The sequence below is a fragment of the Deltaproteobacteria bacterium genome (assembly GCA_016183175.1).
Classification (GTDB): Bacteria; UBA10199; UBA10199; order UBA10199; family SBBF01; genus JACPFC01.
Genome location: JACPFC010000046.1, coordinates 1 through 14566, shown reverse-complemented (window position 1 = coordinate 14566; position 14566 = coordinate 1). Strand labels below are relative to the sequence as shown.

The 14566-nt window shown below is 53.9% G+C and carries 16 protein-coding genes and 1 tRNA gene; 2 read left to right on the top strand and 15 right to left on the bottom strand.

Going from position 1 to position 14566, the window contains the following annotated elements:
• Window positions 1-115: 115 nt before the first annotated feature.
• The 5 genes from HYU99_05610 to HYU99_05590 all read right to left on the bottom strand — a co-directional run bounded on the left by HYU99_05610 (window position 116) and on the right by HYU99_05590 (window position 7345).
• Window positions 116-748, bottom strand: coding sequence for an SPOR domain-containing protein (locus tag HYU99_05610; protein MBI2339824.1), 633 nt, complete (start codon window positions 746-748; stop codon window positions 116-118).
• A complete protein-coding gene (locus tag HYU99_05605; protein MBI2339823.1) occupies window positions 749-2425 on the bottom strand; it encodes an arginine--tRNA ligase in 1677 nt (558 codons plus the stop codon).
• 79 nt (window positions 2426-2504) lie between these two features.
• Window positions 2505-3902 carry an insulinase family protein gene (locus HYU99_05600; GenBank protein ID MBI2339822.1) on the bottom strand — a complete coding sequence of 466 codons (1398 nt, stop codon included), beginning with the start codon at window positions 3900-3902 and terminating at the stop codon, window positions 2505-2507.
• Between the two features lie 87 nt (window positions 3903-3989).
• The gene (locus HYU99_05595) at window positions 3990-5459 is read right to left on the bottom strand and encodes an insulinase family protein (protein MBI2339821.1); all 1470 of its coding nucleotides are present in this window, start codon (window positions 5457-5459) and stop codon (window positions 3990-3992) included.
• Window positions 5460-5677: 218 nt separating this feature from the next.
• Complete coding sequence (locus HYU99_05590; protein ID MBI2339820.1) at window positions 5678-7345, bottom strand: serine/threonine protein kinase; 1668 nt, start codon at window positions 7343-7345, stop codon at window positions 5678-5680.
• A gap of 348 nt (window positions 7346-7693) precedes the next feature.
• Between HYU99_05590 and HYU99_05585 the strand changes: the two genes are divergently transcribed.
• Window positions 7694-7894, top strand: coding sequence for a hypothetical protein (locus HYU99_05585; GenBank protein MBI2339819.1), 201 nt, complete (start codon window positions 7694-7696; stop codon window positions 7892-7894).
• Here HYU99_05585 and speA read toward each other — a convergent pair.
• Window positions 7854-9980, bottom strand: a complete 2127-nt coding sequence (gene speA, locus HYU99_05580; GenBank protein MBI2339818.1) for a biosynthetic arginine decarboxylase — start codon at window positions 9978-9980, stop codon at window positions 7854-7856. The genes HYU99_05585 and speA overlap by 41 nt on opposite strands.
• A 131-nt stretch (window positions 9981-10111) precedes the next feature.
• On the opposite strand from speA, the gene HYU99_05575 reads away from it, so the two are divergent.
• Window positions 10112-10185: transfer RNA gene (locus HYU99_05575), tRNA-Arg, on the top strand.
• A 52-nt stretch (window positions 10186-10237) separates the two neighbouring features.
• Here HYU99_05575 and HYU99_05570 read toward each other — a convergent pair.
• From HYU99_05570 to HYU99_05530, 9 genes are all read right to left on the bottom strand, one after another.
• Window positions 10238-10753, bottom strand: a complete 516-nt coding sequence (locus HYU99_05570; GenBank protein ID MBI2339817.1) for an adenine phosphoribosyltransferase — start codon at window positions 10751-10753, stop codon at window positions 10238-10240.
• A 36-nt stretch (window positions 10754-10789) separates the two neighbouring features.
• A complete protein-coding gene (locus HYU99_05565) occupies window positions 10790-11344 on the bottom strand; it encodes a M23 family metallopeptidase (GenBank protein MBI2339816.1) in 555 nt (184 codons plus the stop codon).
• Window positions 11345-11557: 213 nt separating this feature from the next.
• A complete protein-coding gene (locus HYU99_05560) occupies window positions 11558-11878 on the bottom strand; it encodes a transcriptional regulator (protein ID MBI2339815.1) in 321 nt (106 codons plus the stop codon).
• Window positions 11875-12216, bottom strand: coding sequence for a type II toxin-antitoxin system RelE/ParE family toxin (locus tag HYU99_05555; protein MBI2339814.1), 342 nt, complete (start codon window positions 12214-12216; stop codon window positions 11875-11877). Before HYU99_05555 ends, HYU99_05560 begins: the two co-directional genes overlap by 4 nt.
• A gap of 228 nt (window positions 12217-12444) precedes the next feature.
• Window positions 12445-12945: a hypothetical protein gene (locus tag HYU99_05550; GenBank protein ID MBI2339813.1), complete on the bottom strand. Its 501-nt coding sequence runs from the start codon at window positions 12943-12945 to the stop codon at window positions 12445-12447.
• 149 nt (window positions 12946-13094) lie between these two features.
• Window positions 13095-13322, bottom strand: coding sequence for a type II toxin-antitoxin system MqsA family antitoxin (locus HYU99_05545; GenBank protein MBI2339812.1), 228 nt, complete (start codon window positions 13320-13322; stop codon window positions 13095-13097).
• Window positions 13323-13368: 46 nt separating this feature from the next.
• Window positions 13369-13677, bottom strand: coding sequence for a DUF4258 domain-containing protein (locus tag HYU99_05540; GenBank protein ID MBI2339811.1), 309 nt, complete (start codon window positions 13675-13677; stop codon window positions 13369-13371).
• A gap of 159 nt (window positions 13678-13836) precedes the next feature.
• Window positions 13837-14391: a non-canonical purine NTP pyrophosphatase gene (locus tag HYU99_05535; protein MBI2339810.1), complete on the bottom strand. Its 555-nt coding sequence runs from the start codon at window positions 14389-14391 to the stop codon at window positions 13837-13839.
• Between the two features lie 32 nt (window positions 14392-14423).
• On the bottom strand, window positions 14424-14566 hold a 143-nt coding region (locus HYU99_05530; GenBank protein MBI2339809.1), incomplete at its 5' end, for a hypothetical protein.

Below are 14566 nucleotides of genomic sequence, written 5' to 3'. Positions count from 1 at the left end.
TTTATGTTCTGCGTATTGTACACGGGTCAAAACTTCTCGAGCCGAAAAGTCTATCCTCGTAATACCCCACAGGCCGCCCTCATCGACGAAAACACCCTTAACCACCTTGACCCCCCTACAGCTTCACAACCAGCGGCATGATTTTGTAGTTGCGGTTGATGACCCCCTGATTTTTGAGGGCCTCCGCTTCGGAAAAAAACTGTCCCACATGGACGCGGTACCACTTTCCTTTTCCGGAGATGGAAACTTCCTTTACGAATGACGAATAGCCTCTGGAGATAAAGGCCTTCTTGATGGATTCCGCCTGCTCCGGGTCGGAGAACGACCCGACCTGCAGGGTGTAGCGCTCGGGGGGCGATTCTTTGGCGACAACCTGGGCAATCGGATCGACGGGTTGGGCCGTTTTTTCCTCCTTATTTGCCGTTTCCTTTTTTACTTCTTTCTTCTCTTCCTTTGTTGTTTTTCCCTTCCCCTTTTTTTCCCCCTTCCCCCCTTCCGCCGTCATGATCGACGGGGCGCTGTTTTCCAAAACCTCATGAAAAGTGGTCTTCTCGGTCTCTTCCGCAAGCAGTGCCTCCAATTCCGCCGTGGAGGCCTCTTCCGGAAGGAGCGATTCACGGTTTAAGCGGTCGAGGCTGATCCCCCAAAAAAATTCAGGACCGAAGCGGGCGCCGAGGTAGAAATCGAGAAAAAGGGCCGCGAGGAGGCAGAAGATAAGAAAGGTGATTTGTCCGGGAGTGAATTTCATTTACATCCTCTCCGGCGCCGAGATACCGAGCAGACTCAATCCGTTCCGCATCACCTGCCGGAAACAGCCGACAAAAAAAAGCTTGGCCTGCGTCCGCCCCTTGTCCCCCGTGATGACCCGGTAACGGTCATCCCCCCGCGCCCGATCATAATAATGCTGAAAGAGCCGCGCGAGGTCGAGGAGATAATAGGCGATCCGGTGCGGATCGAGTTTTTCGGCTGACAGTTCCACAACGGAAGGAAAATCAACCAGCATTTGCGCCAGCGCAATCTCCTCCGGCAAACCGAGCTGATTCACAAAGTCCGGATCGAAGCCGTCCGGGGGTTTGATGCCCCCCTCGTCTGCTTTGGCGAAAATGCTGGAGATCCGGGCATGGGCGTACTGAACGTAATAGACCGGATTTTCGGCCGACTGTTTTTTGGCCAGCTCCAGATCGAAATCGAGATGCGACTCGGGGGCGCGGAGCAAAAGAAAAAACCTCAAGGCGTCTTTTCCCACTTCATCCAGCACCTCGCGCGCCGTCACAAAATCCCCCGCCCGCTTCGACATCTTGACCGTCTCCTTGCCGCGCACCACGCGGACATATTGATACAGCACCGTTTGCAGTTTTTCCGGATCGAAACCAAGCGCCTTCATTCCCGCCTGAATCCGGGGAACATGTCCGTGATGGTTGGCCCCCCAGATATTGACAAGACGGTCAAAGCCTCGGCTGTATTTGTCTGCATGATAGGCGATGTCGTTGGCAAAATAGGTGGGGCGTCCGTCGGACTTCACAAGGACACATTCGCGGTCCTCGATGAACTCATCCCGCGGGACAAACCAGAGGGCCCCCTCTTTTTCAATCGTCACCTTTTTTTTGTTGAGTTCCCCGATGATTTTTTGCGTTGTCCCTTTTTCCAGAAAATCCTTTTCGTGAACCCACGAGTCGAAACGGATCGCCATCGCTTCGCAATCGCGGCGGATTTCTTCGGTCAGGAATTTGCCCAGAAGGGAAACGGCCTCGGCCCGGCAGGCCGCCTCGGCCTCCCCTTTCTTTACGAGGGAATCGCCGAATTGACGACGGGCCGCCTCCGACAGTTCCTTCACATATTCCCCCTGATAGCCGACCTCTCCCTGACTCTTTATCCCCGCAGACTCTTTTAAATAATGCAAAAGACTCTCCCCCAGTTTTTCGATCTGCCCACCGACATCGTTCAAATAATATTCCCGCGTCACCTCGTACCCGACCGACTGTAACAACGACGCGATGGCATCCCCCAACGGACCTCCGCGGGCATTGCCGATATGGAGCGGCCCGGTCGGATTGGCGCTCACCAGTTCGACAATAACCTTTTCTCCCTTATGGGCATCGGTTTGGCCGAAACGTTCGCCCCGCGCCGCTATCTCCCCAAGCGCCTCAATCCATCGGACCGGCCTGATTTTAAAATTGAGAAACCCGGGCCCGGCAATGGATGACGATTCGATAATTCCCCCCTTGTCCGAAAGATTCTCCTGAATGGCCTGGGCAATTTCGCGGGGATTTTTTCCAACCGTTTTTGAAAGGACCAACGCAACGTTGGTGGCAAAGTCGCCGAATTGCGGGTTGGAGGGTTTTTCGAGCAGAACGTCCGCATGAACTTCCGGGTACGCCTTTGCAACCGCCTGTTCGATTAGATGCCCCAACTGATCTTTGATCATTGGCTGTGCCTGTGTGCCCGGGTGCCCGGGTGCCCGTGTTTACGCGGGAACTCTGGTACCCAGGCACGCGGGCACGTCTTTAATCATTATCCAACGGCAATTTTTCAATCTCGCCCAAAACCGAAAGATCCCCCATTTGCGACGGATCGCCGACAATCATCACGATGAGCCTGTCCGGAAAATAATACCGCTTCAAAACATCGCGCACCTGATCGAGCGTCACCTTTTTTATCTCCCTTTGATAGAGGGCGAGATAATCGGGCGGATAGCCGAAGTAGTCGAACTGAACTCGCTGGCTGACAATTTCGAAGGGATCTTCATAGGCAAAAATGAGACGGTTTAAAATGACCTTTTTGGCGTTTTCGAGCTCAGCTTCGGTAATGTCGTCTCCCTCGACCAGAGCGGACAAAATTTTTCGGGCCTCCCCGATCACCTGCGCTGTCGATACAGCTTTGGTGCCGACGGCCATTTGAAAGGACCCGTAATCGGTGGAAAAACCGAAGTCGGAATAGACCGAATAGGCAAGCCCCAGCTCGGTCCTGATTCTATCCCCCAGTCTGCTTCCGAAGGTGGAACCGCCGAGGAGCTGGTTGGCCGCCAAGACGGCGTATTTGTCGGGATTAAACCGCTTTTCGCCGAAATGCCCCATCACAATCGCCGACTGATTGACCGGTAGGGAAATCAGATTGACGGAAGGCCTCCATTCCTTTTTGACCGGTTCCGGTTTCGGCAGGTTGGCATCTTGTGCGGGCCATCCCGCAATTCTTTTTTCGATTTTTTTCACCAGTTCATCAAACGATATGTCCCCCGATACAGCCAGCCAGATCCGATTCGGGGCGACTGTCTCCTCATAAAATTTTTGAACCTCCTCGCGGCCGATCGACCTGACCGTCTCCTCCTTTGAAAGCCGCGCCCAGACGCTTTTGGGGCCGTGGAGCCTCTGGTGATACTCCCGGTAGGCCGTCGACATCGGATTTTCGTTGCGCCGGCGGATTTGATCCGTCAGGCGGCTTTTGGCCACCCCGATTTTTGCCGGCTCAAACGCAGGCGCCTGAAGGAGATCGAAAAAAATATCGAGCGACAGGTCAATCTCCTTGCTTAAGCATCGGACCTTGAAGAACGAATGTTCCCTCTCGGCCTTCGCCGAAAGATCGACCGCCGCCATCTCCAGCTCCCGGTCGATTTCATCCCCCGACCTGCTTTTGCTCCCCCCTGTCCTCAAACCTTCCATCATCAGATCGGCCACTCCCAGTTTGTCTTCCGGTTCGTGGATTTCGCCGACATGGACAAGCGCCCCCATTTCAAATGTCGGGAGTTCATGATTTTCCAGAAAATAGAGCTTCAGGCCGTTGTCGAAAACATGAATAGGAATGGGGGGCTCCTTGATCTCGGGAGGAGGAGGAGATTCGAGGTCTGCAATGGTGGGAGGGCGGGAGCAGGATGGGAATAATGTAAAATTTAAAATTAAAAATGTCATCCCCGTGAAAACGGGGATCCAAGAACAACGGCTTTTCTGGATTCCCGCTTTCGCGGGAATGACTAATGTTGGATCGACATTCTGCATCTATTCCTTCTCCAGATACACCGTCACCTCCCGCCCCGGCACAAAGTACGTCTGTGCCGCCCTCTGCACATCCGCCGGGGCGATCTCGCCGATCCGTTTTTGCAGGCGGTAGATGTATTTCCAGTCGCCCGTCAGGCTTTCGAAATAACCAAGCATGGAGGCCAGCCCCATGTTTTCCTTGAGCGACCAGATGAGACTCGCGGAGATCTTGTTTTTGACCTTTTCCAGCTCCTCCGGTTTTACCGGCTCCCTCTTCAACAAATCAACCTGATCGAGAATCTCTTTCCGGACAACGCGGCTGTCCGCGGATTTCAGCGGGACGGCATAAAAAGCGAACAGGGAATCGAGCCGCGCCCCCGGCAGGGTGGCGTAACAATCGACCTCGGAGACAAGCTTTTTTTGGCTGACCAGAAGGGAGAAAAGCCGCGAGGTCCGCCCGTCGCAAAGAAGATTTTCAAGGACATCGAAAATTTCGTCGTCCGGATGCGGAAAGGCCGGGCGGTGAAAGCCGACGTAAAAACGGGGTTCATCCCTGCCGGTGATGACCTTTTCCCTGGGAAAACTTCCATCCGGCTTCTGCGGCTCAAAGGCAAGAGGGGTATCTGCCTTCTTGGGGAGCTTGCCGAAATATTCCCTCACGAGGCGCTCCGCTGTATCGACATCGAAATTGCCGGCCACCGTCACCACCATCCGCGAGGGGATGTAGTATTTCCGGCGAAAGTCCATCGCCGCCTCGAAGGTGTAATTGCGGATATCCGATGGAATTCCGATGACGTTGACGCCGTACGGTGAAACAGTACCCGAAGGGTAGGGGTTCGCATCGAAGGCGGTGGACAAAAAGGCCTCGTAGAGTTTGCCGTCCGGGTCGTTGTCGTAGCGCATCCGGCGCTCCTCGGCCACCACGTCGCGCTCCTTGTAAAATTCGCGCAGGACGGGACGCAAGAGACGCTCCGATTCCAGATGCGCCCAGAGCTCCATCTTGCTTGCCGGGAGGGAGACATAATAATTCGTGAAATCGTTGGAGGTGGTGGCGTTGACGTCGTCCCCGCCGTTTCGCTGATAGATCTGGACAAACTCGTTTTTCACCAGCAGGGTCTGGTCTTTTTCCTCGAGTGCATGGAGTTTTTCCGCCAGCGGTTCGAGTTCCTCCTCCGACTCTCCCTTTCGGCGTCTTTGGGCAAGCTCGGTTCCGACGGCGTGCATTTCCGCGAGGATTTTTTCTTCGGCAGGATAATCGCGGACGCCGATTTCCGGGGTCCCCTTGAAGGCCATATGCTCAAAAAAGTGGGCCAGCCCCGAAGACCCCTTCGGCTCCTCGATATTGCCGACCTTGACCCGCACATGGGCCGAAAAAATCGGCGCCCCCTCCCGCTTGATCAAAAGGGCCGTCAGGCCGTTTTCGAGCGTGACCTTGCGGACCTGTTTTTCCAGATCGTTTGCGCGGGCGGGCGAGACAAAAAAAAGAAGCAAAAGGAAACAACCCCGCTGAAAAATGCTGGAACCCATATTTGGAAAAATAATTCAGCCTCGAGTGGATGTCTTGAGGTTTCGTCGGCTGTTTGAGCGCACCTTGGTGTCCATCGCCAACCGGAACAAACCAAACCCCAACTGACAAATCAAGCGGCGATTAAATAGACCGCGAGTTCCGACGAAACCGAAAGCAGACACCGAGACTGAATTATTACGCTCTAGTGACACGAAATCCTCGCGCTCTCGGCAAACGAGGCGGTGCATCTTACCATGGAATTTTCCCGAATGCGAATTCTTGCCGACACGCTTTTTCTCTGCAGGCTGACGAACAGGGTATAGTCGCCGACCGGAATGTTTTTTCTTGAAAAATGGGGGTCGGCGGTGCCCTTCATCCCCCCTATCGAAACCGTCCCCCACGGCATGGCGGTCACCGTCAGTCCGCCATAGGTCACCGGCTTTTTAGGCGTCTCGGCCTCTTTTGGCGTTGCCGGAACAACGGGCAAAACCTTCGGCAGGGCATAGCCGGCCAACAGCCTTTGCCCCAAGGCGGCAGGAACCGGCGGCGGTTCGACGATCACCGGCGGCGCCGTCACTACCGTCTTGTGCGGAGCCACCGGTCCGATGGGCGGTTGCATTCGGCCGGAGGGACGGAAAAGAAGAACCAGAAAAACGACAAGGAGCGCCGCCGCCACCCCCCCGGCGAAAAAAACAGGCCTTAAAGGCCTTTTCGAAATATGCGAAACTTTGGAAACAACATCGATCACCGTGGCGGGGATGGCCTCGATGACGGTGCGGACGACGCTGATAATCGTCTTGTCGGCATCGGCCCCCGCCAAGACGCGTGTGTCACCAACCAGCACCTTTGTCTTCTCCCGGTGCGACCGGGTTTCTTCAGCCGCTTTCCGGAGGACGATTTTTGTTTTTTGTGAGAGATCTTCCTCCTCCTTTTTTTTTCGGGCAATGCGTTCGGCAAAAAGGTCCGCCAGAAAATTCTTCAAATCGCCGGCCCCCGCCTGATGTCCCGCTTCACGCTCAAAGGTGCGCAGATCGGAGCGGAATTCGGCGGTGCTCTGATACCGCTCCTCCCGGTTTTTTTTGAGCGCCTTGAGAATGATGTCGCGCAATCTCTGGGGGATCCGTTCATGAGAAACCAAAGGAAAGCTCACGCGCGCCGTCCGCACCGCCTCCAGCGTCTCCAGGTCGGTATCCCCCTTGAAACAGCGTTCCCCCGTGGCCATCTCGAAGAGAAGGATCCCCATGGAAAAGATGTCGGTGCGAGGATCCACCTTTTGCCCCAGCGCCTGCTCCGGCGACATGTAGGCAAATTTCCCTTTCAGCGTTCCGGTGACCGTTTCGGAGGTCTTCCCCACGATCTTGGCGATGCCGAAATCGGTGATCTTCACCTCCCCTTCGTAGCTTATGAGGACATTCTGCGGCGACACGTCGCGGTGGACGATACCGAGGGTCTCACCGGTCCGGTCTTTCTTTTCGTGCGCGTAATTAAGGCCGTTGATGATCTGCCCGGCAACATAGGAGACAAGGGGCGCCGGAAATTCCCGGCCGGCTTCACCCAGCCTTTTTGAAAGAGCCCGCATATCAACGCCGTCCACATACTCCATGACAAGGTAATAGGTGTCGTCATGACGGTTGAGCTCAAAAACCTGAACGATATTGGCGTGGGTCAGATAGAGAAGGACCTTGGCCTCGTCGATCAGCATTCGGACAAACTCGGGGTTTCCCGACCAGTGGGGGAGAATAACCTTGATCGCCACATCCTTGACGAAACCTTCGACGCCGAAGAGTTTGCTTCGGTAGACATTGGCCATTCCCCCGCCGGCGATCTTTTCGATCAGGAGATAACGACCAAGCTGTTGAAGATTGTCCATGGAACTATCTTTTTGCCACGTTTGCGGCCCTTTGCGAAGAAATTTCGGCAAAGCCTCCCAGGCAGAACAACTGGCCGGCGGCCCTGCCGCCTAAAAAACATCCCTTGCGACAAAGTACAATAAAAATCAGACAGTTTTATCGAAACAAACCAATTATACCGACTTTAAGCAAAAAAAAGCAAATTATGCTTGACATTATATCGAAAAGAGCAAAAAAATGGTCTAATTAATATTAATTAATATTAATTAGCTAATAGTGAGCGAGCGTCGGATTTATTCCGCGCGAGCGAACTGGGGGTACGGGGGCGCCAGCGGCAAAGCCCCCGATCTAATAGAGGGGGGAGAAGAATGACGCGGGAGGAGGTCCTTCTTCGGGAACTCTGCCGGGAGGTGGCGAATGTGGGGGTTCAGTCGGACCGGTTCACCGAGTTGTGGCTCGCCACCGGCGTGAATCTGGACAGTTGTGAGCTGGATATCGCCAACAAGATTTTGCAACGGTCTGAGGAAATCAGCGGCCATGCGAGGGTTCAGCTAAAGACGATCCATTGATCACCGGCCCAGTCGCCTCTTCGGCGGTGGGAGGATCTTGACTTTGTGTTTCTTTCCCTTCAGCCTCGACCGTTGACAGCTGGTACTGCGTTGTTTCGAGGTAGGTGTAGCTTTTCATCACCCGTTCGTAGAATTCAACGAGGTTCATCCCTTCCTTCGGTTTGATGGTGCCCCCCTTGATTTTTTCATCCACCGCCTTTTTCACCGTTTTGGCCAGCTCTGCGGGAAAATACTGGAGATGGCAGAGGACATCGGCGATGTTTTCGCCGGGGATCACTTCTTCCAGATAAAAATCCTCCGGGTCTTCGTCGTCGCAAAAAACGTGTACCTCGTTCACCCGCCCGAACAGATTGTGCATGTCCCCCATGATGTCCTGATAGGCCCCCAGAAGAAACATCCCCACATGGTACGATTCGCCCGGCTTTAACTCATGGAGCGCCAGCGTCGGACGCGGGGTCACCTGGTCGATGAACTGGTCGATCTTTCCGTCGGAATCGCAGGTGATGTCGACGATGGTGCTTTCGCGCAAGGGGGGTTCGTTCAACCGTTCCAGAGGGACAATCGGAAAAAGCTGATCGAAGGCCCAGTGATCGGGCGCCGACTGGAAGAGCGAAAAATTGGCGAGACACTGGTCGGCCATCAGTTTTTCCAGATGGGCCGTATCCTTGGGAACCCTCTTCCGGCGCGAGTTGATCTGCACGATCTGCCGGCAGAGCCTCCAGTAGAGCGATTCGATCTTGGCCCGCTCCTCCAGGTCCAGAATGCCGAGCTTGAACATGGAAAGGGCCTCTTCCTTGAGCGCTGTGGCGTCGTGAAAGACCGCCTGCAGATTTTTGGGGGTAAGCCCCGCCACGATTTCCCGCATCTTCAAAACGACGTCGCTGTCGGTCCCGTTGAGATGGTTTTCCTCCTCCCCCAGCTGGATGCTCCCGAAAACCGACATGATGATGCAGGAATGATGCGCGGTGACGGCCCGCCCCGACTCCGAAACCAGATGCGGTTCGGGAACCTTTTCGTCGGCGCAGATCTGCCGGACGTTGTCCACCACGTCCGCCGCGTATTCATCCAGCGTATAGTTGACCGAGGAATCGGAGGTGGTGTTGGAGCCTTCGTAATCGACCCCCAGCCCCCCGCCGACATCGAAGTAGTCGATGTCCAAACCCATCTTGCGCAGTTTGGCGTAAAACCGGGCCCCCTCCTTGACCGCCTCCTTGATGGAGCGGATGTCGGTCAGCTGGCTTCCGGCATGAAAATGAAAAAGCTTGAGCGTTTCCTCCTTCCCCCGCCCTTTAAGGATTTTCACCGCCTGAATGATCTCGGGGGCCGTGAGGCCGAATTTGGCGAAATCACCGCTGGAGGAAACCCACTTCCCCGCCCCCGGCGTGGAGAGTTTGGCGCGGATTCCGATGATCGGCTCCACCTGCATCTCCTCGGCCACGCGGAGAAGGAGGGGGAGTTCGCTCAACTTTTCGATCACCACGATGATCTTCCGGCCGAGCTTGCGCCCCAGCATGGCCAGGCGCATGAAGTCCTCATCCTTGTATCCGTTGCAGATGGTGAGCGCCTCCGGGTCGTCGTTGTAGGCCAAAACGGGCAAAAGCTCCCCCTTGCTCCCGGCCTCCAGCCCGAAGTGGCTTTCGGCCCCGGCATCGAGAATTTCCTCCACCACCTCGCGCATCTGATTCACCTTGATGGGATAGACGCCGAAGTATTTTCCCGAATAACCCGTCTCGGCGATATGTTTTGAAAATGTCGAGGTCAGCGTCTGGACGCGCGACCGCAGGATGTCCTGGAACCGGACGACACAGGGGAGGCTTAATTTCTTGTCTTTGATTTCATCGAGGACATCCAAAATATCGATTGTAGGGGCTCGCGTCGCCCCCTCCAGTGGCAAAGCCACTGGAGCCTCCCCCTCACCGTCCGCCTTGGCGGACTGGTTAATGGAGGTCGGGCCAGGCTGGCCGTAGGGGAAGATGCAGAGATGCCCCTTGTCGTTGATTCCGAAATATCCGGCGCCCCAGCCGTCGATGTTGTAGTATTCAACCGCCTTCGCAACGGACCAGTCGTTATTTTTGTGTTCGCTCATTGACTTTGACGTCGCATCTCTACTATCTTCTCGTCATTCGGCCCCGTAGCTCAGACGGGGGGTCCCCGCCGAACGCCACCGGTTCAAGTGAGGCGGGGGCGGAGGTTGCAACAGCAACCAATTTTTAATTCGGCCCCGTAGCTCAGATGGATAGAGCAGGGCACTCCTAAGGCCAAGGTCGGCAGTTCGACTCTGCCCGGGGCCGCAAGAAGTTAAGGCCAAGGTCGTCCGCCTCAGGCGGACCGGGGCCGCATTTTCTAAAAATGAATGATCGAAAAAATGTCCCGGCCCGTCAATTTTTCGCGCCCTTTCAAAAAATCAAGCTCCACCACGAAGGCAAGGGCCCCCACAACGGCCCCCTGTTTTTCAATCATCTGGCAGACAGCAAAACAGGTGCCGCCGGTGGCCAAAAGATCGTCCACCACCAGAATCCGCTCGCCGGCCGAAACGGCGTCCACATGCATCTCAATCAGGTCTTTTCCGTACTCCAGCACATACTCCTCGGAGATCTTCGTCCAGGGGAGTTTCCCCTTTTTTCGGACCGGCACAAAACCGATTCCCATCTCCAGGCTCAAGGCAGAGCCGAAAATAAACCCGCGCGACTCGATGCCGACGATGCGGCTGATTTTTTCGTTTGAAAAGCGGTCCGAAAATATCCGGATGACCCGCCGGAAGGCCGCCGGATCTTTCAAAAGCGGCGTGATATCCTTGAAGACGATCCCTTTCCTGGGAAAATCGGGGACATCACGGATGAACTTTTTTAGATCTTCCATCGCATCACCCGAGCCTTGGCGGAATCACACGGAAAATCAGTTGCCGGCGTAGGCGTCGGTCTTTGGGAGAAAATAAAGCGGATTCCGGGCCTCCGTTTTCTGGCGGATTTCGAAGTGGCAATGCGGCCCGGTGGCGTGGCCTGTCCGGCCGACCGTGGCGATCACCTCCCCCTGCCTGACCTTGTCCCCTTTTTTGACCCTGTTTTTCTCGGCATGCGCATAGGCGGTAAATAAATTCCCGTCATGCTTCAAGACAATCAGGTTGCCGTAGCCTGCCAATCGCCCCGAGTAAACCACTTTTCCGTCCGCCGAGGCCTTGACGGGGGTCCCTCTGCGGGCCGAAATGTCGATGCCGTCGTGGCTACGCCCCTTGCGAATCCCAAAACGGGAGGTCAACACCCCTCCCTCAACCGGCCAGATAAAATCCGCCCCCTTTCCCTTTTGGGAAAGCGCCGCCTCGGTTGTTATTTCTCCGTCATCGTCGGAAACAGCCGGGGAAACCTCTTTGGATGTTCTTAAATCGACGCGGCGGTCAAGACGCATCGAGTTCTCGGGACGAACCCCCACCCAAACAAGGACCAACAGTCGCATCAATTAAAACCTCAAATTAGTGAAAATGGATGAACAACCCCGATTTTATAGAAATTTTTTTAAAAGATCAACGAATTAAAGGGGTTTTTTCAAAAAATCGCGCATTTTTTGGAGGGCCTTGCCGCGGTGCGATATTAATAGCGACAAGTCGAAAGGTTCACTTGCGGGATTTGTTTGATGGAAAAATCGTTTTTTGACGGCCTTTTTGTCTTTTTAGTGGCGTCCCAGCCCTTTAAGCAAATCGGGTTGTTTGGAAAGAATTTGAATCAACCGACTGGCCGCACCGGATGGGTGCTTGAGCCCCTGTTCCCACGCCTTGATTGTGGCAGGCCTTACGCTCAACAAGGCTGCAAATACCGGCTGACTGACCTTAAAACGCTCCTTGCGGATTTTGGCGATGGCTTTTTTGCTCCAAACAGGCGCTGGGCCGGGAATCTCCAAATGAGACGTTCGAAGCTCCCCTTTGCCCTTTTCATAAGCGATGACATCCCGAAGCCCCCGAATCAGGGCCTGTCCCAATTTGGTTTTCCTCATATGGTCGCCTCCTTTTTAAGATAAGATGCAAGATCCTTGATGACCCTCTTTTCATCGGACGAAATATCCTCCGACTCATTTTTGCCGTATATCCACAGCAAATATGTTTTTTCTCTTCCCGGCAGATCCAAATAGAGCACCCGAAACCCTCCTCTTTTCCCCTTGCCGCGGGAAACATCGGCCGTTCTCATTTTACGGACTCCGGCCAGCCCGGGAACGACTTTTCCCGTGCCCGGATTTTTGAGAATTTCGCTCTGGATATCGGCAAGCAAAGCCAAACCGCCAAGCGCATCCACTCTCTTCCGAAATCCCTCCGCTTCAATAAAGAGGCGTCGCATGGGTTACTAAGTAGTATAGGTTATTTGGTAGCATGGATCAAGGATATTTTTTTATCGACCGCTTTTCACGGGCGAACAGGCACCCCATACACCTCCGTAAACAGATACGGATCGGGCAGGGTGTTCCAGCCTGCCCCGAGCGAAGTCGAGGGAAGCGGAGTCAAAGGGTTCACTTGCGGGATTTGTTTGAGGGAGAAAATCAAGCCTGAATATGATATCGAGTAGACCCTATTTATGCACTTTACCGACCGGGGGCGCCGGGTTGGCGGAACGGTACATCGCTTCAACCACTTCGGCAGGCGCGCCAATGCTGATTAAATATTTAACGTCGTCCTCGTTACAGCCACCACCACCACTGCCGATTATATCAACCATAATGAAGGTCGGAACATCCACCATGAGCATATTCTGGATCTCCAGTTGTGGGCAACCCAAAGCCCAGGCTCTGGTTTCCGAGGATGGAGTTGTGACTGATACGGGTGTCGATTGCGGGTTAGCAGTGTTTGTTCTCGCACGTCCGGCCACAACCCGATCAAAACAGGCGGCCTTTGCGGCAAGATCCGGGGCTACGTCGCATTTTTGATTAAAATACAAAAAGACCTGATCGCTGATTTCCGTCACGACGGCAGTCGATTGTCCCTTTTTCAGATTATCGATCGCCACCGCCGCCTCGGGCAGAGAAGCTTGAGTCAGGGCATTTCGAAGCTTCGCTTGGATGAGAGGGTCCATAAGATGATTTCCTTTCTTATTTTTGGTTCATTGCAATCCGTTAATCGTCAATTTGCCGAAATCGGCCCATGGGGACGGAAGTCCTTATGACAATTATCGGCAGATGTCAAAAAAAGTTGCCAAGATTATTCACAAATAATATCACTAGGTTAGCCGATTGCCGGCAGAGGTTCGTGCGGACTGTCACCAAAAACTTTAACGGGAACAACAACGGTTCCTTTCTTCTTTTTGGCCCGGGCAACTCTTTCCATTTCTTCGACAACCGGGCCTTCAAAAACCTCTTCTCCACATTGGGTACACACCCATGCCGGAACGTTTTCGATAATAGTCAGTTCTTTCTTCCACCAGTAGTCCACCGCAACTTTTTTTCTCGTCATGTTTCCTTTGCAAAAAAAACATTTTTCGTGTTTTCCCTTCATAATGTTACCCTCTCCTTTTCTCAAAATTTTCGTCCCATAACAAAGGATCCGGTTTATAAACCGTAATCAGCAACGTCTTGCCCGAGTCATATTCTCCACAAACCACATGAATGGGCGCCCCGCGGCCATATCCAAGAATCAGACAGGAGGGCCCGCGCGGATCATTCGGATAATCCTCGATGATTTTCCCTGTCAGGATCGCTTCTTTCACTTGCGCCATTTCAAGAGCGTCATTTCTGCGCTCCTCCTCCGCGTGCTTCGAGACATCATAAGAGCCCTTTTCGATATTTTGACGTATCTTGTTAATGTCCACAAGGGTTGTTTATACAAGAATAATGCTTAAACTCAAGGATCGTTTGACCGGAACCCCCACCCAAACAAGGACCAACAGTCGCATCAATTAAAACCTCAAATTAGTGAAAATGGATGAACAACCCCGATTTTATAGAAATTTTTTTAAAAGATCAACGAATTAAAGGGGTTTTTTCAAAAAATCGCGCATTTTCTGGAGGGCCTTGCCGCGGTGCGATATCCGGTTTTTGACCGGCAAGGGGAGTTCGGCCATCGTGCACTGTTTTTCCGGCAGGTAAAAATAAGGGTCGTAGCCGAAACCGCCGCTCCCCGCCGGCTTGAGGGTAATCATCCCCTCGCATGTTTCTTCGACAATGGTTCGGCTTGGGTCGTGGATGGCATCTAATTCCTCAAGCAACTGCCGGTTGTTTTCTTCATCGGTGGCTTGAACACCCGCAAACCGGGCCGATTCGACTCCGGGCCTCCCGGCCAGATCGTCGCAGACAATCCCGCTGTCGTCGGCCAACACAAAACCCCCAGTTATTTTCCAGACGGCGCGGGCCTTTTTGAGGGCGTTTTCAACAAATGTCCGGCCATCTTCCCTGATTTCACCGACGCGCGGCTCATCGGCAAGGCTCTTCAGGGTTAAAGGCAAATCGGCAAAATAGGCGGCGATCTCCCGGAACTTTCCCGGATTGCGCGTGGCAACAACCAACTCCTTAAGCTCTTGAGACATTTTTTTGGATTATGCCCTGCGCACCTTCGACTTCACTTTGATTTCTTCCTTGCCTCTTTTTTGGCCGCCTTTTTTTCTTCCTTCTTTTTGGCCTTCTCTTCTTTCCTTTTGGCTTTTTCTTCCTTCTTTTTCGCTTTCAAGGCCTCCTTTTCGGTTTTCTTGTCGGCCTTGACCT